Origin of the sequence: Haladaptatus salinisoli (genome assembly GCF_020614375.1) — an archaeon.
GTDB lineage: Archaea > Halobacteriota > Halobacteria > Halobacteriales > Haladaptataceae > Haladaptatus > Haladaptatus salinisoli.
In genome coordinates this window covers 53,375-73,829 of the sequence record NZ_CP085328.1, presented here as the reverse complement: position 1 = coordinate 73,829, position 20,455 = coordinate 53,375, and the positions used below count along the sequence as shown (strand labels likewise).

At 55.8% G+C, this 20,455-nt stretch carries 18 protein-coding genes and 1 pseudogene; 11 read left to right on the top strand and 8 right to left on the bottom strand.

The genetic code is table 11. The features are described from left to right. Nucleotides 1–20 precede the first annotated feature (20 nt). On the bottom strand, nucleotides 21–923 hold the full coding sequence (locus tag LIX00_RS16065; RefSeq protein ID WP_227355991.1) for a dihydrodipicolinate synthase family protein: 903 nt from the start codon (nucleotides 921–923) through the stop codon (nucleotides 21–23). Between the two features lie 141 nt (nucleotides 924–1,064). On the opposite strand from LIX00_RS16065, the gene LIX00_RS16060 reads away from it, so the two are divergent. After that, nucleotides 1,065–1,343, top strand: a complete 279-nt coding sequence (locus tag LIX00_RS16060; protein ID WP_227355990.1) for a ubiquitin-like small modifier protein 1 — start codon at nucleotides 1,065–1,067, stop codon at nucleotides 1,341–1,343. Nucleotides 1,344–1,380: 37 nt separating this feature from the next. Here the strand turns inward: LIX00_RS16060 and LIX00_RS16055 are convergent, their stop codons facing one another. Beyond that, nucleotides 1,381–3,051, bottom strand: a complete 1,671-nt coding sequence (locus LIX00_RS16055) for an aldehyde ferredoxin oxidoreductase family protein (RefSeq protein ID WP_227356161.1) — start codon at nucleotides 3,049–3,051, stop codon at nucleotides 1,381–1,383. A 353-nt stretch (nucleotides 3,052–3,404) separates the two neighbouring features. Between LIX00_RS16055 and LIX00_RS16050 the strand changes: the two genes are divergently transcribed. The 6 genes from LIX00_RS16050 (at nucleotide 3,405) to LIX00_RS16025 (ending at nucleotide 9,263) form a co-directional block, all read left to right on the top strand. Beyond that, the gene (locus LIX00_RS16050; RefSeq protein WP_227355989.1) at nucleotides 3,405–4,589 is read left to right on the top strand and encodes a UxaA family hydrolase; all 1,185 of its coding nucleotides are present in this window, start codon (nucleotides 3,405–3,407) and stop codon (nucleotides 4,587–4,589) included. Then, entirely contained in the window at nucleotides 4,586–4,897 is a 312-nt protein-coding gene (locus LIX00_RS16045; protein ID WP_227355988.1) for a UxaA family hydrolase, read from the top strand. Before LIX00_RS16050 ends, LIX00_RS16045 begins: the two co-directional genes overlap by 4 nt. Beyond that, on the top strand, nucleotides 4,894–6,027 hold the full coding sequence (locus LIX00_RS16040; protein WP_227355987.1) for a UxaA family hydrolase: 1,134 nt from the start codon (nucleotides 4,894–4,896) through the stop codon (nucleotides 6,025–6,027). The genes LIX00_RS16045 and LIX00_RS16040 overlap by 4 nt, the downstream gene beginning before the upstream one ends. A gap of 112 nt (nucleotides 6,028–6,139) precedes the next feature. Next, nucleotides 6,140–6,871, top strand: coding sequence for a fumarylacetoacetate hydrolase family protein (locus LIX00_RS16035; protein ID WP_227355986.1), 732 nt, complete (start codon nucleotides 6,140–6,142; stop codon nucleotides 6,869–6,871). A 46-nt stretch (nucleotides 6,872–6,917) separates the two neighbouring features. Then, nucleotides 6,918–8,042 (top strand): zinc-dependent alcohol dehydrogenase, encoded by a 1,125-nt coding sequence (locus LIX00_RS16030; RefSeq protein ID WP_227355985.1) that lies wholly within the window; start codon nucleotides 6,918–6,920, stop codon nucleotides 8,040–8,042. A gap of 45 nt (nucleotides 8,043–8,087) precedes the next feature. After that, nucleotides 8,088–9,263, top strand: coding sequence for a mandelate racemase family protein (locus tag LIX00_RS16025; RefSeq protein ID WP_227355984.1), 1,176 nt, complete (start codon nucleotides 8,088–8,090; stop codon nucleotides 9,261–9,263). 18 nt (nucleotides 9,264–9,281) lie between these two features. On the opposite strand, the gene LIX00_RS16020 is transcribed toward LIX00_RS16025, so the two are convergent. The 4 genes from LIX00_RS16020 to LIX00_RS16005 form a co-directional block, all read right to left on the bottom strand. Beyond that, nucleotides 9,282–10,460: an ABC transporter ATP-binding protein gene (locus tag LIX00_RS16020; RefSeq protein WP_227355983.1), complete on the bottom strand. Its 1,179-nt coding sequence runs from the start codon at nucleotides 10,458–10,460 to the stop codon at nucleotides 9,282–9,284. A 90-nt stretch (nucleotides 10,461–10,550) separates the two neighbouring features. Continuing rightward, nucleotides 10,551–11,324, bottom strand: coding sequence for a carbohydrate ABC transporter permease (locus tag LIX00_RS16015; RefSeq protein ID WP_227355982.1), 774 nt, complete (start codon nucleotides 11,322–11,324; stop codon nucleotides 10,551–10,553). Nucleotides 11,325–11,380: 56 nt separating this feature from the next. Next, nucleotides 11,381–12,334, bottom strand: coding sequence for a carbohydrate ABC transporter permease (locus LIX00_RS16010; protein WP_227355981.1), 954 nt, complete (start codon nucleotides 12,332–12,334; stop codon nucleotides 11,381–11,383). 82 nt (nucleotides 12,335–12,416) lie between these two features. Next, entirely contained in the window at nucleotides 12,417–13,922 is a 1,506-nt protein-coding gene (locus LIX00_RS16005; RefSeq protein WP_227356160.1) for an ABC transporter substrate-binding protein, read from the bottom strand. Between the two features lie 172 nt (nucleotides 13,923–14,094). On the opposite strand from LIX00_RS16005, the gene LIX00_RS16000 reads away from it, so the two are divergent. Next, complete coding sequence (locus tag LIX00_RS16000) at nucleotides 14,095–15,675, top strand: TCP-1/cpn60 chaperonin family protein (protein WP_227355980.1); 1,581 nt, start codon at nucleotides 14,095–14,097, stop codon at nucleotides 15,673–15,675. Here LIX00_RS16000 and LIX00_RS15995 read toward each other — a convergent pair. After that, on the bottom strand, nucleotides 15,672–17,354 hold the full coding sequence (locus LIX00_RS15995) for a TCP-1/cpn60 chaperonin family protein (RefSeq protein ID WP_227355979.1): 1,683 nt from the start codon (nucleotides 17,352–17,354) through the stop codon (nucleotides 15,672–15,674). The genes LIX00_RS16000 and LIX00_RS15995 overlap by 4 nt on opposite strands. Before the next feature lie 42 nt (nucleotides 17,355–17,396). Here LIX00_RS15995 and LIX00_RS26310 point away from each other — a divergent pair. Further along, nucleotides 17,397–17,677: pseudogene (locus LIX00_RS26310) on the top strand (zinc ribbon domain-containing protein); the annotation flags it as partial. A gap of 20 nt (nucleotides 17,678–17,697) precedes the next feature. On the opposite strand, the gene LIX00_RS15985 reads toward LIX00_RS26310, so the two are convergent. Beyond that, nucleotides 17,698–18,621 (bottom strand): dihydrodipicolinate synthase family protein, encoded by a 924-nt coding sequence (locus LIX00_RS15985; protein ID WP_227355978.1) that lies wholly within the window; start codon nucleotides 18,619–18,621, stop codon nucleotides 17,698–17,700. 115 nt (nucleotides 18,622–18,736) lie between these two features. Between LIX00_RS15985 and LIX00_RS15980 the strand changes: the two genes are divergently transcribed. Together LIX00_RS15980 and LIX00_RS15975 are read left to right on the top strand one after the other, a co-directional pair. Then, nucleotides 18,737–19,186 (top strand): mandelate racemase/muconate lactonizing enzyme family protein, encoded by a 450-nt coding sequence (locus LIX00_RS15980; protein ID WP_227355977.1) that lies wholly within the window; start codon nucleotides 18,737–18,739, stop codon nucleotides 19,184–19,186. Between the two features lie 4 nt (nucleotides 19,187–19,190). Further along, a complete protein-coding gene (locus LIX00_RS15975) occupies nucleotides 19,191–20,444 on the top strand; it encodes an MFS transporter (protein ID WP_227355976.1) in 1,254 nt (417 codons plus the stop codon). The last annotated feature ends 11 nt before the right edge of the window (nucleotides 20,445–20,455 follow it).

The following is a 20,455-nucleotide window of genomic DNA, read 5'->3' as shown; positions in this document are numbered from 1 at the left end:
ATTGGCTGTCTGTCGTGTGATCAGTCGATGGTAAGCGCGTGGTCGACGCTCATCGCGATCTCCTCTTTCGTCTGCTCGTCGAGTTCGACAAGCGGCGGCCGAACCGCTGCGGTCTCCAGCCAGCCACGCGATTCGAGTGCGGCCTTCGTCGCCGGCGCGAAGCCGTGGGTTACACACTGCTGAAAGAGTGGTGCGATCCACTTGGCACCGATTGCCCGGGCTCGCTCGACATCACCTACGGCCACCGCATCGCGTGCCGCGACGAATACTTCCGGAATCACATTCGAAAGCGCGTTGATACCTCCCTCAGCACCCATAAACATCCCTGGGACGACGTGGCTATCAAACCCTTGATATAGTTGGAAGTCATCGGGTACACGGGTCGCCACATCGATAAAATAGTTGAAGTCACCGCTTGAATCCTTCAATCCGTAGACGTTATCGTGGCGACCGACGCTCTCGACGATGGCGGGTGGTATCTCCTTACCGGTGCAGGCCGGAATGTTATAGAGGTAAACTGGGAGTGCCGCATCGTCAGCGACTGCTGAGAGGAACGCTTCATTTCCCGCTGGATCATTTGCGCTATGAAAGTACGGGAGAACGACAAGTGCGGCGTCGGCACCTATGTCCGCCGCAGTCTCGATGCGGCCGAGCGTCCCAGACACGGTGGTAGCAGCGGTACCGGCCATCACTGGCATGCCGTCGGCGGCGGCGACGGTCGTTTCTAGTACGACCCGGTACTCCTCGCTAGTTAGGCTGGCGAACTCACCGGTGGTTCCCGCTGGAACAAAGCCATTCATGTCGGCATCGTCCAGTCGCTCAACTAACTCCGTAAGCGCAGTCTCGTCGACACTATCGCCTGCAAAGGGAGTGACGAGGGGACATAGAACTCCCTCGAAGGACACTGTATTAGATGTTAACATGGATTGGTAAAGCCATGCCAGAGAGTTAATTCTTGCCAGTATTTCGATTCTTGCCGGCATTCAGTTGACCCGTCGAATCGATGTTCGGCGGGATTTCTCCACCGTCGGGAGATACAAGAGAGGTGCCCAAGAAGTGGGAGTATGGAAGTCGAGGTGAATCTCTTCGGACCGTATCGCGAGGCTGTCGGCGAGAAAACCGTCCGCCGGAAGATCCCGGAGGGGGCGACGATTGCGGATCTTTTTCGCGATCTTGGGACGGATTATCCGGATCTTTCGGGGCAACTACTCGACGATGGCTCGATCTCCGGATCTGTGACGGTGACGAAAAACGGAAAGAATGTTGCTCTATTCGACGGCGCTGGGACCGAACTGGCCGACGGCGATTTAATACGAGCGGCGCCGCCGGTTCACGGCGGTTGATGCGATGTATGACGGGACGACATCGTTACGCGGCAGTTTAATCCGTTTGTGCGTATTCGTCGACGGTCTCGTCCGGAACGGTGCCGTCGTCGTTCCAACCCCGTAGCTCGTAATACTCGTCCAGTGCGTCCTCAATACCGGGCAGGTCGTAGGGAAGCGTATCGTCCTCGCGGTTCTTCCCGCGTTTATTGTTGAAGTGGCGTTCTAATTCCACCACGCGGTTGCCGACTGCGAGTAGGTCATCGTAGTCACAACCGAACAGTATCTCGTGTTGATCCTCATCGATCAGACCGGTACCGCCGGCGAACGCACAAACGATGCCGCTGTCGCGGAAGGCTGCGTGATCCTCGCGTCGTCGAACGATCTCAGGCTTGCCCTCCAGTCCTTCGGGATCGATCTCACCGGAGTATTCGACGCGCAGCGTCGTCGAATACATGTGATCACCGCCACGGTTGGCGACCGCATAGGAGAGGCCCTGTCCGTGTAGAACACGGCCGTCATGGGCGGCGAACTCCATGTTTTTGACCGTGTAGTCGCGGACGCCTAACTCCTCAGCGAAGCGGGCAATTCCCTCGGCTAGGATGTCGCCAATTCCCTCGCGGTGTGCGATCTTCTCGACCGTCTCGTGGACTAACTCCGCGTTGCCGAACTCGTCCTCGGCGGCGAGGTAGGCGGCAACGGCGTTGCCCGCGCTGATGGTGTCGAGGCCGTAACGGTCACACAACTCGTTCGATTTCATCACGTCCACCACGTCGTCGATTAACATGTTTGAGCCGAACGAGAACACCGTCTCAAATTCCGGTCCCTCGGTCTCGACGCCCCGCTCTTCGTCGCGGGTTGGGAGTTTACACGCGAACGCACAAACCGAACAGGCTGCCTTTTTGTACTTCTTCTCCTCGACAGCGTCACCGCCAATTTGGTCGGCGTGTTCGAAGTGAAACTCTTCAAAGTACTTAGTGGGCAACGAGAAGTTATCGTTGATGAACTCGGTGCCTTGCGTCGTCCCCTGCCGGCGCATCATATCGTCGGAGGTAGCGGCGTTGCGGTGAACCTTCGACTGGACGTCCTCGTCCATCTCGATTTCGGGTGGCGAGTCGCCCGCGAACGTGACGCACTTGACGTTCTTGGAGCCGAGCACCGCGCCTAGCCCACCGCGGCCGAACGCGCGGCTATTGTAGGTCATCACGCAGGCGTAGCGGACGAGATTTTCGCCCGCAGGACCGATGGCGATGATGTTCTCCGCCTCCAAGTCGTGATGTTCACTCATATAGTCGGTGACGGCAGGGACCTCTGCACCCTCGAGTTCGGCTACCTCCTCGAACTCGATACCGTCGTCAGTAACGTGTATCGCGAGTAATTCGTCGCTTACGCCGGTTAACTCGACGACGCTGTAGCCCGTATCGCAGAAATTCCGCGAGAGGTAGCCGCCTGCGTTCGTCGAGACGAGGCCGTCGGTCAACGGTGAGAGGCCGGTCATGCTCATCCGTCCGGTGAAGCTCATACTCGACATTTGGAGCGGACCGGTCGCCAAATAAGCGCGATTCTCCGAACCAAACGGATCGGCATCGAACGGGATGCGGTCGTGAGCGAGCTTCGTTGCTACTCCACGCCCACCGATGAACGCCGCCAGTTCATCGTCGATGTTCGTTTCGGACGTCTCCCTAGCGTTCACGTCGATCGTCAGGAGTGGACCTTCAGCGTGTAACATACGATAGCCAATGCCTATCAATGACAATAAAGATACGGATTAAACGTCGTTCCTACTCAAGAGACATCGAATGCATTTCGGAGTGCAGCCGCAGCCTCTGCACAGGTCTCTTCCGCCCGGTCAAGTCCGGGAAATGAGACGAACGCGCGGAAGACGTCATCGCATTCTGAGTAGGAAACGGGAACGCCAGCATCAGCGAATCGATCGGCGTAGATACGCCCGTCGCAACAATTCGGCCTGCGGGTGTAGTGTCGAGGTCATCGATACGTACAGTCGAGGTCATATGAACACTTGGGAATCACACACGTCGTCCGCGAAAGAACTTTCCTCTCGCACAAAAAACACAGTGAGTAATGGCACCTTCTTTCACGGGATACCGGCGAGAGAACGGACGCATCGGCGTCCGAAACCACGTCGCGGTGATTCCGACGTCAGTAGCGGCGAGCAGTATCGCCAGTCACATCGCTGAGCGAGCAGGCGCGTGGGCGCGTGCAACACCACATCAGATGGGGACGTCTCAACAGGGGCCGACCCAACGACAAACAGAGCGTGTCCTCGTCGGCATTGGACGCAACCCGAACGTCGGTGCCGCTCTCGTCGTCGAACTCGGCATTGAGGACATCGACGCGGCTGACCTCGCCGATCGAATTGCTAGCACCGGTAAGGCTGTCGAGAAACTCACCATCCGCGAGACCGGTGGAACAAAGCCTGCCATAGATGAGGGTGTGTCTCTTCTCCGTACTCTGAACGAAGAAGCAAAGACCGCGCGACAGGAAGAGGCGGACGCAAGTGAGCTTATCTTCGCCGCAGAGTGTGGCGGCAGTGACGCCACGTCCGGCATCGCCGCCAACCCTGCCGTTGGCAATGCCTGCGACCGTCTCATCGAGGATGGAGGAACGGCCTCGTTCAGTGAGACACCTGAGTTCATCGGCGCAGAACATATCCTCGCAGAGCGCTGCACCGACGATGAGGTGCGTGAACGCCTACTCAAACGGGTCGATCAGCGTGAAGCCCAAGCCGGGATCATGGGCGTTGACCTCCGCGGCGCACAGCCCACCCCAGGAAACCAGGAAGGCGGTCTGACAACTATCGAGGAAAAAAGCCTTGGCGCCATCGCAAAAGGCGGGACGACGCCCGTGCGTGGATTGGTTGAGTTCGCCGAAGAACTGCCTGTTGGCGCCGGTCTCGTCCTGATGGACACTCCAGGGTACGACGTTGAGTCCGTCGTGGCTAAGGTGGCCGGCGGGGCCCAAGTCGTCGCTTTCACCACCGGTCGTGGCAGTACAACAGGGAACCCGATCGCTCCAGTCATCAAAGTCACCGGAAATCCACAGACTTGGGAGAAGATGTCTAACAATATGGACGTGAACGCGAGCACCGTCATTGACGGTGAGCCAATAGAGAACGTTGGCGAGCGTATCTACAATGAACTGTTCGCCGTCGCTGACGGTAAGCGAACGGAAGCAGAAGCGCGCGGTCTCGAGGAGTTCGCCATCAATGAAATCCAACCGCAGGAACTAGCGGAGGTCGGAAAATGAAGGGCATCGTGCTCGATGATGTCGCGCTGCTCATGACCGGATCCGACAACGTCGCAACGGTTCTCGACGACGTTGATGCCGGTCGCACTATCGAGTACGAGGGTGACACCATCACCCTTGACGAACGCGTCTCGTTTGGGCATAAGATCGCACTCACGGATATTTCCGAAGGTGAGACGGTTCAGAAGTATGGCGAGGTCATCGGTCGGATGACCCAAGACGTCATCGCCGGCGAATGGGTTCATACGCATAACTGCGAGAGTACACGTGGCCGCGGCGACCGTGCGGCCAAAGAGGGGACAGTATGACGACTGACGCCTTCACCGAAGAGACTGAATTGAATGAGGAGACGTTCATCGGATACCGTCGCTCGGATGGGCGACTTGGGACTCGAAACCGGGTTCTCGTCCTTCCGTCGGTCATCTGCTCACACCTTGTCGCCGAGGAGGTTGCAGCTCGCGCCGACCGTGCAGTGGTCGCGCCACACGATCACGGTTGTGCGCAACTCGGCGCTGATAACGATCAGACGAAGGAGACGTTTCTTGGCGTCGGGTCAAATCCGAATATTGCCGGAACGGTCGTCGTCGGACTCGGCTGCGAGCACGTGCAAAGCGACAGTGTCGCCGCCGCACTCTCCTCTCGTAATCTCCCCGTTCGCGAAATCGCCATCCAAGACGCCGGGGGGACCGAACCTTGCATCAAACAGGGTATCGAGGCCGTCTCGGATCTCGGCGAGCACATCGAGGCTGCTACACGGACACGATCCTCGCTTGGCGATTTAACGGTAGGCATCGTAAGCAGCGACCTCGGTGAGTCCACCATGCGAGAGGCCGATCCCCTTGTTGGTGAATTCGCCCGCGCTGTCATCAAGGCGGGTGGCCGTGTTATCGTTGCTGGCAATGAGCGGTTTACTGCTCATCCTAAAGAAACGTGTGCAGCCGCCGACGGGGATACGACACTGGACGTCGAGGCATTCCTCCAACGTCATCAGAACCTTCCGGCGCGAGCCACGCGTGTCTATTCGAAGGCGAGAGAATGTGATTTCAAAGATTGCACCCGCTTCTGTGGCAGCCTTCCCATCCGCGAGATCGTTTCGTACGGTGAGGTAGCCACCCACGATCAAGGACTCGCCATCGTCGATGCACCCTCGCGCTTCGAAGAGGCGGCGACTGGCCTCGCAGCAGCCGGCGCACAAATCGTGCTCCACGTCACCGGTGAGGGCATTCCTACGGGTCACCCGATCGTGCCAGTTCTAAAGGTATCCGCCAACGAGGACACGCTCGCAGCACTGCCGGATGATATCGACATCGATGCCTCGGCGATCACCTCCACGGACTTGGCCGAACGTGTTCTCACCGTTGCAAACGGTGAAAAGACCTGTTCAGAGCGTCACGGTATCACTGAGTTTGCTATCACGCGAGTCGGTCCTTCAATGTAGCTGCCAGCTTGCCATTGCCGAGAGATCTCCTTACAATTCTACGCGATGAAAATTCCCTTCCGAGTAGGATAATAGAAAGCCTTTTGATGGTAACTGCGAACCGCCTTATCATATGGGTATTGTACGATTTCTGGATCCCGCCGGGAGTGTCCGGCGTGGTACTTGGAAAAATGACGCCGTCATGTTCGCTGACCGTACCTACGACTTAGAGGAAATCACCGTTCTCCCGCCGGCCGATCCCTCGAAAATCGTCTGTGTCGGTCTCAACTATGAGGACCACGCCGAGGAGTCGGGCATGGAAGTTCCTGAGCGCCCTCTTCTCTTCTTGAAACCTCCGAACACACTCGCGGCTCACGATGACACGATATCGTTACTTCCCAACAAAGACGAAATTGAGTACGAGGCCGAGCTGGCCGTCGTCATCGGGAAACAGTGTCGGAACGTCAATACCGAGAACGCCTACGATGTCGTCGAGGGCTTCACTTGTGCGAACGATATTTCGAACCGTGACGATCAGATGGTCGAGCAAAATTGGATCCGCGGCAAGGCGTTTGACAATGCTTGTCCTCTCGGTCCAGTCATCGTTCCTGCAGAGGACGTCCCTGAGGATGCATCCATTCAGCTTCGACATAACGGCGAAGTCGTTCAAAATTCGTCTCGCGCAGAGTTCATCTTCACGATTCCTGAGCTTATCGCAGAGATAACAGCTTATATGACCCTTGAAGCTGGTGACGTGATTCTCACGGGTACGCCCGCTGGCGTGGGGCCACTCTCCGACGGGGATACTACCGAAGTCGAAATCGAAGGTGTCGGTACACTCGTCAACGAGTTCAGGGCCAACTGAGATTCCGGGCGAATTTATTTGTAGTCGGTGACGTTTGTTCAATGTGATGCAATCACAAACAATTGTTATGGACGAGTCAGGTGACATCGACATCCGGACTGTCGATGTCCCCGATATCGGTACTGACGAACTACTTGTCCACGTCGAACTCACCGGTATCTGTGGCTCAGACGTCCACATGCGAGAGGGTGGACTGGACCTCGACTTCCCAGTCGTCCCCGGCCATGAACTTGCGGGCATCGTCGAGGAGGTCGGTGAAAACGTTACGACCGATTCAGCAGGTAATCGCATCGAGCCGGGAGACGGTATCACTGTCGTCCCCGGTGTCAATGTCGTTGACGATTGGTATACGAACCATGTCCCTGCCCATCCACTTGCGTGCACCGAGCGAAAAGTATACGGTTTTCGTGACATCGAGGACGAACCACACATCCACGGCGGTATGAGCGAGTACTTCATCATCGAGAAGGATGCGCACTTCTTCCGCCTACCCGACGACCTCGACGTGGAACTTGGCGCACTCGTCGAACCACTTGCTGTCGCAACCCACGCCCTTGATCTCTCCTATCAGCCAGGTATTCCCTGGATTCGTGAGGGGTTCGGCATCGGTCAGTCCGTTGTCGTGCAGGGTGCCGGCCCGATTGGGATGCTCACCTCTGCTGCGGCAAATCACGCAGGCGCTGGCCAAGTCATCTCTGTCGATTTGGTTGACGAGCGCCTCGACCTCGCCACCCGGTTCGGTGCGACTCACACCGTTAATGTCGGTGACTATGAGGATGAAACCTTCATCGACGCTATCGACGAGATGACGCCCAGCGGTGACGGGCCAGATGTCGTCATCGAGGCAGTTGGCCACCCGACTGCGTTCGAACAGGCGATCGACATTTCGCGAAAGGCTGGCACCGTCGTCGAGGTGGGCCATTACGCCTCCAACGGTGAGGCTGAGATCGACCCCTCCCAGCTTATTCACAAGGAACTGTCCATCCGCGGGAGTCTTGCCTACCCGCCTTCCCAGTTCGAGACGGCCATTTCGCTGCTTAATCAGACATCTGAAAACCTCCCTTTCCGTGAACTGTTCAATCATCGTGTCAGCCTTGACGAAGCTGAATCCGCCTACGAGGCGCAAGCCGCCGGCGAAGCCTATCGTGCAACCGTCCATCCGAATCGCTGACATCCCCCCCGTCTTTATCAATTAGCCGTGTGACGGTATGTGTGAATGCCACCGGAGATAACGTTAATAGAGAGTACCGAGTTTAGCTACGAACTGGAAGACGTCGGAACTGACAAACACGGCTTCAATCTCGTCTACGACCCGGGCGAAACGACTGAGCGTAAATTGTTCGGCATCAAGATCCATACGGATACGGGGATTACTGGCGAGTACGTCGGTGGTAACTCGCCCGCAGCCGCACAGTATAACATTATCGCGAACTACTTGATTGGGAAGAACCCACTTGAGCGCGAGAAACATTGGAGCGAAGTGAAACGAGCGCTCCGGAAGTACGATCGGATGGGGATGGGTCCGATCGATATCGCCCTCTGGGACTTCGCCGGGAAGTACTATGACGCGCCCATCCACGAACTCCTCGGCACCTACCGTGAACGATTCCCTGCGTACGCGTCCACGTACCACGGCGATGAGAACGATGGTCTCGACTCGCCGCAAGCGTTCGCCGACTTTGCCGAGGAGTGTCTGGAAATGGGGTACAACGGCTTCAAAATTCATGGTTGGGGTGGTGGTGACGATCAGCGTGAACTCCAGCGGGAAATCGACGCGGTCCACGCCGTCGGCGAACGAGTAGGCGATGAGATGGATCTAATGCACGACCCGGCCTGCGAACTTGAGACATTCGCCGACACACTCCAACTTGGCAAGGCATGCGACGAACAGGAGTTCTTCTGGTACGAGGATCCATTCCGTGACGGCGGAATCTCGATGCACGCTCACCGAAAGCTCTCACAGAGACTTGACACGCCCATCCTCCAGACCGAACACGTCCGAGGTCTTGAACTTAAGTCAGACTTCGCAGCGAGCGAGTCTACTGACTTTGTGCGGGCAGATCCTGAGTACGACGCCGGCATTACAGGCGCGATGAAGGTCGCCCACATCGCTGAAGGCTTCGGAATCGACGTGGAATTCCACGCGCCCGGGCCGGCCCAGCGCCATTGTATTGCCGCGACACGCAACACCAATTACTACGAACTCGCACTCGTCCATCCGAACTGCCAGAATACGCAACCGCCGGTTTACCGAGGTGGCTACTCCGATATGCTCGATACCATCGATAATGACGGAATGGTCGAAGTACCTAACGGTCCCGGCTTGGGTGTTGAGTATGATTGGGAGTATATCGAGTCGAATACGACCGGGAGCGTCCACGTCTACGAGTAGTGATCCCGGAGAAGGATTTCAGTCACTGACTGCGCGATCCTGTTCGCCTTTCGCTGGGGTTGGCATCTCGTCCGACTCGTGAGTGACGGTTCCGTGGACAAGAGCCTCACGAGTATTGCCATCAAAGAGGTGAATTGCCTCCTCATCGAAGGTGATTGTGACCACTTCACCCTCCGCTGGTTCAATATAGGAGGGGCTGCGGACGCGGAACTCCTTTCCGTCTAGGTCGAGGTAGATAAAGTTGTCCGATCCGATGACTTCGACAACTTCGACAGTCGCTTTCACGGCTTGGGCGTCAGGGATGTTCTCGTCAACTCGGATGTTCTCCGGGCGGACACCGAACGTAAACTGCGTGCTATCCGAGACGCTTTTGAGCGTGTCGACGAACTTATCGGAGACTTGGAAGTCAAAGCTCCCATCGTTAACAAGACGATTACCTCCATCTAGCTCGACATCGAGGAAGTTCATCGAGGGACTCCCGATGAAGTCTGCGACGAATAGGTTCGTCGGCTGGTAGTACACCTCTTTAGGTTCGCCGACCTGCTGGAGTGCGCCACCGTTGAGGATGACGATGCGATCAGACATCGTCATCGCCTCCTCCTGGTCGTGCGTGACGTAAATAGTCGTGATGCCGAGTTCTGAGTGAATACGGGAGAGCTCCGTTCGCATATGCTTGCGGAGTTTCGCGTCGAGATTTGACAACGGCTCGTCGAAGAGGAATACTTCTGGTTCGCGGACGATAGCGCGCCCTGTTGCGACGCGCTGTTGTTGACCGCCTGAGAGAGAACCCGGCTTCTTATCAAGGAGGTCTTCGATACCCATCATTTCGGCCGCTTCCTCGACTCGACTGTTAATCTCCTCATCGGTCAAGTCGGTACTCAGTCCAAGGCCGTAGCCCATGTTACCCCGAACGGTTTTGTGGGGATAGAGTGCATACGACTGAAACACCATGGCGATGTCTCGATCCTTCGGGGATACATTGTTGACGCGCTGCCCGTCGATACGAAGTTCGCCGTCAGTGATGGACTCCAAGCCTGCGGCCATGCGGAGAGTGGTCGATTTCCCACAGCCAGATGGGCCGACGAAGACGATGAACTCACCGTCTTTGATTTCTAGGTCAAGTTCCTCAACAGCGACGATAGTGTTTGAACTAGTATCAAACACTTTAGTGACGTTATCGAATTCGACGTTAGCCATGATATATGCTCTCCTTTGACGTACTGTTTACACTGTAGTTGTTAGTTCTTACCGTTTCAATCGCGTGGGATAGAGGTACCTGCATTGGTATCACCCGGCAAGGCCCTCCCCGACGAAGCGTTGTGAGAGCGCGTAGAAAATGACCGGTGGTAGCACTAAGAGCACTGCCGCGGCCATCAGCAAGTTCCACTGGCGGAATGCATCACTGCCGAGGATGTAGTGGATAGCGACGGTTGCCGTCCGCACGCTCTTGTCGCTGGTCAGTACGAACACCCACAGGAAGTTATTCCACGCAGTGAGAAACGAGAAGAGGGCGGCCGCACCGACGGCGGGCAGTGAGAGTGGCAAGACGATACGTACGAATGCACCGATCTCTGAATGGCCGTCGATGAGTGCAGCCTCTTCGATGTTCGGTGGGATGCCTTGCCGAAAGAATCCCTGGAGAAGCCAGATTGTCTGGGGCAGAACGAAGATAGACAGCGCAATAATGATGCCCTCTAACGAGTTGATGAGTCCTAGGGTATAGAAGATGTTGTACACTGGAATCGTGATAACGATCCAGGGAAACATTATTGTGAACACCGCGGTGTAGAACAGGAATTTGCGACCTGGGAAGTCAAGCCGGGCAAATGCGTACGCACCTGGGATGGAGAAGAACAGCGAGATGAGCGTTGCTGAAAGCGCGACGATGATGCTGTTCTTGAAATATGTCGTCATTGCAAACGAATTCCAAATTTGAAAGTATGGTTCGAGCGTGAGTTCCGAGATGGGAAAGTACCCCGTCGACGGATCGATAGAAGCAAAGTTGCTTAGGATAGATGTTCGGATGACCCAGTAATAGGGTAAAAGCGCCCAGACTGCCATGACGAGCAGCCCAGCGTACAACAGGAACCGTGAGCGTTTATTTGCGTTGATCATGGCTATAGATAGAGATCCTCCTCTTCGTTTATCACGGTCACGTAGAAGATGGCGGCGCTCATCGCCAGCACGATCATCACCATTCCGATAGTGTAGGCACGTGCGAAGTTGAGTCTTACGTAGGCTACTTCATACGTGAGGATGCTCAAAAGCATAGTGCGAGTTCCTGGTCCTCCACCGGTCAATTCGAACGGCTGGGCGAACTCGGCAATGTTCCACGCGGTACGTAGCGCGAGGACGATAATCGTCGGGGTGACGAGATGAGGAAGGGTGACATCACGGAACCGGCGCAGACGCCCCGCACCCGCGAGTGCGGCAGCTTCATACTGTTCACTTGGAATATTGATGACGGCCGCCGAGTAAATGATTCCTGCATAGCCGAAGTCGTGCCAGGCCTGTGCGATGATCATAGAGATATAGGGCCAAAGCCCTTGGGAGAGGAACGTCGGTGGGTTCTGTATCCCGATATCGGATAGAAACATGTTCATGAATCCGAAATCAGGGCTCAAGAACCACATCCACACGACACCACCTGCAAGTGGCGCCGAGAAGTATGGAGACATAATGATTGCACTTAGCCATTCCCGAGGGCCTTCTTTAATTTCGCTCAAGAGGACAGCCACGAGCATGCCAAGCACAAGTTGGAGAAGCGTTGTCGCGAAGACGAAGACGATGGACCAGCCAAGCGCGAATACGAATAGATCGTTTGTGATCATCCACATGTAGTTATCGAGCCCAATGAAATTCGAAGAGCCCGCACCGCCAAGCTGGGCGTTCGTGAACGTCAGCCACACCCCTTGTATCATCGGAATATAAAATAGTAACGTGAACATCACGAACGTCGGGAGGATAAAGAGGTATCCCGTCCAGTTCCGCTTCAGACGATTCCAGAGCGACTCCTCAGTCAACCCATACTTACGTCGGATCTCTTCGGCACTTTGTGCTGCTTGCGCCATGTTATCCATACCCTGGATTCGACCCATAAAAAAGATATGGATTACCAGTTTGAAACAAGTGACGAGTGATCAATGTAAGCGTTCACTTGTTCTGTTCCTTCAGCGTCTTCTTGATATTCTGATTAATTTTCTTGGGTACTTCCTGGGGAGAGAGCTGTCCAGCAATGCTCGACGAGATGGTCTTGTTAATGTTGTTCCAGCGGATATCGCTGGTTCCCTTCACGTCCCATGATGCCCCGGTCGTGGCATACTGGGGACCGTACTTGTTCACACTGTCAATTGCATTCGTCGTCCATGATGTGAGCTTGTCACCGTAGTTTTTGAGGAGCTTCTTCCCCATCGACGTGGTGCCGGGGATCGCTTCGTAGTACTTACCCCATGCAGGAAGGGCGAAGTCCTTATCCGTGAGCATGTAGACGTTGAGATCCCACGCGGCTTGCTGTTTCTTCTTACTGACGTCGAAGATGGATGTCTGCTGTTCGAGTGACCAAACATGACCGCCATGTTCGCCAGAAACACCCTCAAGTTCCGGGATTCCGACCTTTGCCCCGTATTCTGGGTCGAGTTTTGGGTTGGGAAGCAGCATGACGTCCCCGTTACCGCCCTTCCAACCGAACTTGACGTCCGACTTGACTTGTCGCCAGCGGTTGGCCGTTGGTGTCGCGTACATGAAGGACGCGACGCGGTTCGTGAGCATGAGTGAAGGAATCTCCTCGTCCCCCCGTGAGGCGGACTTGTTGCTCGAGAACTTTCGTGCGAGTTTGATGCAGTTTTTGATCATACCGTCCGTCTTCGGTGCGTCCTTGTGGTTGCTTCCGACGACGATAGTCGGATCCTTTGGATTGCCACGAAGCCATGGGTCGGTTCCGCCAGTGTAGGCAGTACGTGCCTCACCCCAGTAGGATTCAAGGTCATTATAGACACCCGTCTCCTCCCAAGCGGTGATGTCCTGGTTTTTGTCGATTTTCTCAAGATAGTCGTAAAACTGACTCCACGTCGCCAAATCCTTCTTTGGGTTGGTGACGCCCGCCTTCTTGAACGCCTGAACGTTGATACCTAGGTTGCTGCTTGTATGGCGCTGGGCACCGCCGGACCAGTACTTCCCGCGGAACTGTGCAGAGTTCTTGTTCGCTGAGGTGAGGTCGTCCGGGAGACTGTCTGTTTTGTCGAAGAATGGTTTGTGATCCGGCACCTTCCCTTGGTTGTAGAACTTTAGGCCGAGCGCGCCACCCTCGGCGATCGCCGGCGGATTACCGGCGTTGACGGTCGATGACAACTTCGTTTTAATATCCCCGTAGGAAACGGCCTGTAGGTTGACGTTGACCTTACCGTTCTTTTTCGCGAAGTCCTTCATGGACTTCTGATAGTGGCTCCGAATGTCAGAGTTCTCTGCGGCCATCCCAGAAACGAAGTTGACGGTCATTGACGCCTGACTTCCTCCATTATTGTTTCCGGGGGTATCGCCGCCACCATTATTGCTAGAACAACCAGCGAGGCCACCAAGAGCGCCTGCAGCCGCCGTAGCCCCCGCACCTTTCATGAAAGTTCGTCTTGTAGTTGACTCGTTTTCATTGTCATCGCGCAGCATGTCACTTTCTGGCATACCCTTGTACAGTTGGAAATGATATGCTATTAAGCTTTGCCCCAACCCAAATTTATTGGTCCTTAATTATTCTTCCAAATAGATGGAAGAATGAGAATCAAGTTCTCAAGAATGGATTCTACAACAAACATAAGAGCAGTGCCACACACTATCAACCATGACCAACGAAAAAGAAACCTCGATCACGCGCGACATTCAGACAGTGTGTGATATCGTCCAGTCGTCGCTCGGTCCCTTCGGGGCAAACAAGATGATCATCGAGGCTAACGGAACAGTCACAACAACATCGTCGGGTTCCGAGATAATCGAACGTTTGGACGTGTCAAATCCCGCGGTCTCGCTCCTCACAACAGCTGTGTCCGACTTCTCTAAGGAACACGGGGACGGAGCAGCAACCGCTATTACGATCCTAGGGGGGCTCCTGAAGGAGGCAAATCGGCTTCTTGATCAGGGGTGTCACCCAACCGTCATCGAGCGCGGCTACCGTGAGGCGATGAACGTCGCGAGTGAGTACCTGGATCAGTACGCCAGACCTCTTGATGAGTTCGGCACGGCTGCTGTCGCACGGACTGCTCTTACGGGCACGCGTGACGTGAGTAAGCACACAATGATTGCTCAGTATATCACAGAGGTTCTCGACGAGGTTGCCGAATCTGACCAAAAATCGGTCGATCAATCGGTCAAGGTCACCTCTCGCATTGGCGGAGCACAGGCCGAGACGCAACTCGTCCCTGGGGTCGTTCTTGACCTCAACCCCGCTGTGGAAACAATGCCGCGATCGGTCAACCACGCCGGCGTGGCCGTCCTCACGACCACACTTGATGTCCCAAACGTCGGCGGAACTGGTTCCTCAAGTAAGACTCAATTTCACGTAGACTCCTTTGAGACTCGGAACGCTCTTAGCGAGCACGAACGGGCGCAGTTCCGTGAGACACTCACCACAGCCGTCGATGCGGGTTGTAACGTTATTTTCACCTCGATGGCGGTAAACGAACGAGTCGTAAATTTTCTTGCAAACCGGGGCGTCCTCGCCGTACCACAGGTCGATGATGGCGACCTTGGCCGAATCGCTCGTGCGACCGGAGCGACGGTTGTTCCGTCGCTCAAGGACGTCTCTGCTGAGTCCCTTGGACAAGGGGATATCAATGTGCGGCGGCATGCGGGAACTGATATGGTTCACGTCGAGGGTCGAACGAAATCAGTCTATACTCTCTTCTGTCGAGCTCCCGATCCACGTGCAACTTCCGAATTCAAAGCGTCCGTGGAACGCGCGCTGTTCGCAGCAGCAAGCGCGCGCGATAGTAAAACCGTTGTTCCCGGCGGCGGTGCAGCCGTAATTGGGGCCTCCCAAGCCGTCAAAAAGCACGCCCGATCGATCTCGGGACGGGAACAATTGGCTGTAGAGGCCTTCGCTGTGGCCCTTTCTACTGTCCCGCGCGCGCTCGCCCGAAACGGTGGCGCAGATGGTTGGGAGGCAATCATCCAACTTATCGTCGCACATACTGAAGGACGGGACACCTATGGCGTCGACTCTATCCTTGGCGAAACCCGGGACGTACTCGCCGACGATTCACTCGTCGATCCGCCGGAACAAGTTCGCGCGACGTTTACCGTCGCTACGGATCTCGCCGTTCAACTTATACGAATCGACGAGCAACTAGCAGCGTCTGACCTTGGGGAAAAAGGTGAAACGACCGGCGTTGACGTACCTGATCCAGGATCTGGAAGTATGCATTAATCGTGCTCTATCTCGGGTGAAAACGACTCTAGATTGACATTTGGGTATAAGATAGTGTCGACGGTTAATAGCTGCTCGGTGGTCGAGCAGGCGGTCTCGATCGCTTGCGAGAACACTCGCCGAGGTTCAACAACGCCAGCCTCCCAGGCATCCATGATCTCTCCGGATGTGAAGTTCATGCCGAGTGGGACGACTGAATCGTCGGCGTGCGCATTCCGGAGAGTCGTCACGACGTCGATCGGGTCGAATCCCGCGTTTTCGCTGAGTAACCTCAGGAAGTCCTCGAGGGCATCGGCGAACGCCTCTACAGCCAGTTGTTCCCGCTCAGCAATCGTTCGAGAGTACTGGCGCAGATCACTTGCGATAGCGGCGGCCGGAGCGCCCGCACCTGGAATTACCTGCTGATCGATTGCTGCCATCGTGGTGACCTCAAGAGCATTCGAGACGATACGCTCGTGCTCGGTCGCCGCAAACGCTGTGTCGGCCGATACAACGAGAGAGAAGACACTGCCCTCACATTCGTCGAAGATGATCCACTTCTCGTCCGAGAGGATCAACTCACGTACGCGGCCGGCGGTTCCAAGCATATCCGGTGTGAAATCATCGATGTGCGAAACGACCGAGGCATCTGTCGCCCGTGCTAAACGGGTAATGTCCGATTTTGGATATTGAACGCGGTCGATAACTGTAATTCCTTCCCGCTCAAGGGCACTTCGAACGTCATCGTCGATGTCTTCCTGTGAGATAAATACATCTACCTCAAGCGTGGCGAGATGGTCGGCAAATGCTTCTCGGCTGTTGACGAGCGCCCTCTGTTGCTGTTTGAGGGTGTTCAGCGAGGAGAGTCGCGTCTCCTCGAGCGATGTCGCAGTCTTCCCGAAGGACACCTCACTATCCATAATCGCCACCGTCGCATCTTCGAGAGTATCCTTAACGGTGGGTGTCCAATCGAACGCAGCAAGTGAGTCTTCGTCCTCTTGGATGGGAGAAGGGTGGCGTTGGACAATAACGCCACGGTACAGATGCTCTTCGACACCGGTGTCGGCGATGACATCCACGTCATCAGTGTTAAGCCACTGGCCGTCCGTTGCCTCAGCGAGTCCAACGATGGCGTCAGCCACTTGTTCTGCATACTGGAACCGTGCCGCATCATCGAGATCAATGGTCATTGCTGTGCTTGCGACTTGGCGGAGCAATTGGTGGTCGTCAAGGGGACACTCCCGAGCGAAGTCGTCGAGCACCTTGCCAGCTCGATTTGCGGCTATCGAATAGCCAACGATAACTGCACTTGGATGGATACCGTCTTTTATAAGATCGAATCCCCTCTTGATAAGTGCATCTGTAAGAACGAGCGCCGTTGCGGTTCCATCACCTAGTCCTCGCTGCATCGAGTCGACTGCATCGACGAACAACGCAGCGACCGGTTCGTTGAAGCCGTCTCCGCGTTCGACTGCGGCGAGAATTTGGTCTGCGTCCGCCGCAAGGACGACTTCTGGTTGGTTCTGGTAGTCGTAAGTCTCGATGAGTTTCTCTAACCCGTAAGGACCAATTGTAGAGCGGACAAGCGAGGCGATTTCGTCCGTTGATCGGCGGATGTGCTCACGTGCTTCCTCGTCTTGTATCGTCCACTCGGTCTTATCAACATCTTCTATATCGAGATCCGTGTTACCAACGTCCATTGTCGGGTGCTTGGTGATTAGGTGGTATAAAAGTGACCCAACGTCGCTGTCAACCCACGAGGAACGACCAAGCAGTACGTGGCGTGTGGCGTGTCGTCCGATAAGCCACGCTGGGTACGCGAGCACTCCTGTCCGTCGTGTGGAGTCACAACGAAGAGGAACTGGAACACGGTGTAAAATATCTTGGTTTTCGGGTTGAAGAACGCAGATATCGAAGCGGGACGCCCCGGATCAATACCTATGGAGACCGTGCTCCTACGGGAACCGCTTCGGTCCCTGCAGAGTACATTCTCGAAGCAGGAAGCCCCACCCTTAACGTGTGAGGCACATAGAGTGGGGTAGTTCACAGTGATGCATCGGAAATGACCTCGTAATACTCTTCTGCGCGCTTTTGGTCATCTTCTGAGAGTGCGACCAGTGGTTCACGGACGGAACCGCCGTATTGACCTGCAAGTTCGAGACCGTACTTGACGGCGGGAACGTTGTTTGCCGAGCTAAAGCGGTTGTTCGAACCGGTTTCTTCGCGAAGATCCTCGTATGGCCGGAGCAGGTCGCGGATTTTCTTCGCACGCGTCAGATCACCATCATCGAGCGCTTCCTGAAGGGTAAGAACCTTCTGCGGGATGAAGTTTCCAATACCCGTCGTAAAGCCCTCGGCACCTTCCACGTGGAACGAGGGAGCGAATCGTTCGGCAATGCCATTGATCCAAACAATATCTCCGGGAGTTGTTCGGACGCCCTTCGAGAACGCCGAGAGATCACCAACTGCATATTTGACCGCAACCACATTCTCACGTTCTGAGAGTGCGCGAATATGCTCGTGGGTGAGTTCTGCTCCACGCTTATAGAGGACGACACCAAGATCCGTGTGGTCGACGAGCGATCGGTAGTAGTCAAGAATGCCATCTTCGTGCATGTAGGTGTGAACCGGGTGCATTACCATGATAGCGTCAGCCCCTACATCTGCGTAGCGGTCGGCGAGCATCTTTGCGTTCTTCGTGCTTCCCCCGACGCCACCGACGACGGATCCAGCACCTTCGAAGGCTTCCGTTGTTGTCTCGACGACAGCAACTCGCTCGTCGTTCGAGAGGGAGTAGTACTCGCCGGTGTTGCCACAGGGAACGATTAGACGAGCGCCAGCATTCCGGACGTATTCGATGTTCGACGCCAGTTCGTCATGGAGAACCATCTCGCCATCCTCGTCGAACGGCGTCGGATTCGTGAAGGCAACGTCTCGGAGATCGTCCTTCAAAGGCTCATAGGTCATTGCTATCAATAATCATGCTTTTAGAACTCACTAAAAGACTTGCCTTTAGGCAAGATGAAACAGAAGATCAATTTCGAGGGGGAGAATTAATAATAGATACGACAACAGACACCATATGCACGTTACTAACGTAGAAGTTATCCCGGCTGCCTATCGAGAACCCCGTCTCCGAAACTCGTGGGGAGGATATAGCGACATTGCGGCACGAGCACTGGTTCGGCTCACGACGATTGACGGTGAGGTTGGCCTCGGGGAAACATACAGAGATCAAAGTGAAGCCCTGAATAGGGTTCGTAATCTCGTCAAAGGGATGAATCCCTTCGAGCGCAGACCTTTAGAACTGAAACTTCAAAACACGGTCTACGGTGCAATCGACATGGCCCTCCACGACCTCATCGGCCGAGCACTAAATGAACCGGTCTGCAGTCTGGAGCGCCCCCGCCAAAAGTACGAAGAATCCGACCCGCTAGCGTACTCCCCGGTTAAGTCAACGGCGACGGAGTACGCAGAGGCAATGGACGACATCGACCGATCGAATTGGTTGCGGAACAAACCCAGGTGGTAACGCTGTGAAGTTCGGTTCGACAGGACAGACTAGCGGACAGAACATAGCTATTGCGGTGGCAGCTGCTGCCAATAAGGGTGCTACTATTCTGATGGGTACCGTCATGGCCATCTACGTCGGCCGCGTCGGAACGCCCCTCGCCGTCAGCCTAGTGACGGCGACGTTCTTCTTTGGTCTAATGGTGTTCTCCCCGGTTTGGGGCGCGATCGCGGACGTGACAGGCCGCCGCCGGGCAGTTCTCGTCCTCTCGGCGGCACTAGCAGCCGCCGCCGTCTTCCCGCTAACGTTCGTCGACGGTGTGTTGGGATCGCTCGGCTTCCGCACCCTATTCGCTATCTTCGCGGCTGGATTCCTACCGGTGATGCTGACGGTCGTCAGTGAGCAGGGTGGCGACGCAGGGCGTGGTCGAGCCGTCGGATTGTTCTCGAGCGCCGCTGCGGTCGGCTTCATGCTCGGCCAATTCGCCTCCGGAGCGCTCATCGAACTGTTCGCTCGCTCAACCGTCTACCTCCTACTCGCTGTATTCTCGGCCATTGTCGCCGTCGCCTGTCTCGTTATCGAGGATCCGACACCCGACCATAATCGCAAGATCACCGTAAGCCATATCGCACAATACACAATTCGCCGGCTTCTTCCGACCACAGGCATCGATCACCTGCGGACGAACGGTCTCCAGTGGCTATACGTCGCCTCTTTCCTCCGGAGCTTGACTGTCCTCGGGATGACGAGCCTGCTCCCCGTCTACCTCGTTTCGAACGTCGGCGTCTCCCCATTTATGATGGGTATCCTTCTCGCAATAAATCCTGCCGTCCAAATCGGCGGAATGTATCTGATGGGACGGCTTGCCGACGACATCGGTCGGAAGCAACTCATCGTCGTCGGCCTTGCGGGAAGCGGATTCTACTCATTCTTCCTCGGACTTGCGACGCTTCCGGACTTGCTTTTCTTTCGCGTGCTCATCGCCGGAGTAGGGTTGTTCGCTCTGGGTGCAGCGTTTTCTGCTCTCCAGACTGGTATCATAGCCTTCATCGGCGATGTCGCGCCGGTCGAACGTGAGTCCGAACTCATCGGCCTCCGGTCGACTGCCCGTGGGCTTGGTGGGATGGTTGGGCCGCCGCTGTTCGGCATCTCTGCGATGGTTGTCGGCTTCGAGACGACGTTCATCGCCGCGAGCTCCCTCGCATGGACAGGCGCAGCCCTCGTAGGATTTCGCGTCGCTGAGAGCCACGGCCCACATGCCGTACCCGCAGACGATTAGAAGTCGAGTAG

Coding starts and splice junctions, on each gene's coding strand:
- LIX00_RS16065 (WP_227355991.1), bottom strand. CDS start 923: ATGTTAACATCTAATACAGTGTCCTTCGAGGGAGTTCTATGTCCCCTC.
- LIX00_RS16060 (WP_227355990.1), top strand. CDS start 1,065: ATGGAAGTCGAGGTGAATCTCTTCGGACCGTATCGCGAGGCTGTCGGC.
- LIX00_RS16055 (WP_227356161.1), bottom strand. CDS start 3,051: ATGTTACACGCTGAAGGTCCACTCCTGACGATCGACGTGAACGCTAGG.
- LIX00_RS16050 (WP_227355989.1), top strand. CDS start 3,405: ATGGCACCTTCTTTCACGGGATACCGGCGAGAGAACGGACGCATCGGC.
- LIX00_RS16045 (WP_227355988.1), top strand. CDS start 4,586: ATGAAGGGCATCGTGCTCGATGATGTCGCGCTGCTCATGACCGGATCC.
- LIX00_RS16040 (WP_227355987.1), top strand. CDS start 4,894: ATGACGACTGACGCCTTCACCGAAGAGACTGAATTGAATGAGGAGACG.
- LIX00_RS16035 (WP_227355986.1), top strand. CDS start 6,140: ATGGGTATTGTACGATTTCTGGATCCCGCCGGGAGTGTCCGGCGTGGT.
- LIX00_RS16030 (WP_227355985.1), top strand. CDS start 6,918: ATGCAATCACAAACAATTGTTATGGACGAGTCAGGTGACATCGACATC.
- LIX00_RS16025 (WP_227355984.1), top strand. CDS start 8,088: ATGCCACCGGAGATAACGTTAATAGAGAGTACCGAGTTTAGCTACGAA.
- LIX00_RS16020 (WP_227355983.1), bottom strand. CDS start 10,460: ATGGCTAACGTCGAATTCGATAACGTCACTAAAGTGTTTGATACTAGT.
- LIX00_RS16015 (WP_227355982.1), bottom strand. CDS start 11,324: ATGGCAGTCTGGGCGCTTTTACCCTATTACTGGGTCATCCGAACATCT.
- LIX00_RS16010 (WP_227355981.1), bottom strand. CDS start 12,334: ATGGCGCAAGCAGCACAAAGTGCCGAAGAGATCCGACGTAAGTATGGG.
- LIX00_RS16005 (WP_227356160.1), bottom strand. CDS start 13,922: ATGCTGCGCGATGACAATGAAAACGAGTCAACTACAAGACGAACTTTC.
- LIX00_RS16000 (WP_227355980.1), top strand. CDS start 14,095: ATGACCAACGAAAAAGAAACCTCGATCACGCGCGACATTCAGACAGTG.
- LIX00_RS15995 (WP_227355979.1), bottom strand. CDS start 17,354: ATGGACGTTGGTAACACGGATCTCGATATAGAAGATGTTGATAAGACC.
- LIX00_RS15985 (WP_227355978.1), bottom strand. CDS start 18,621: ATGACCTATGAGCCTTTGAAGGACGATCTCCGAGACGTTGCCTTCACG.
- LIX00_RS15980 (WP_227355977.1), top strand. CDS start 18,737: ATGCACGTTACTAACGTAGAAGTTATCCCGGCTGCCTATCGAGAACCC.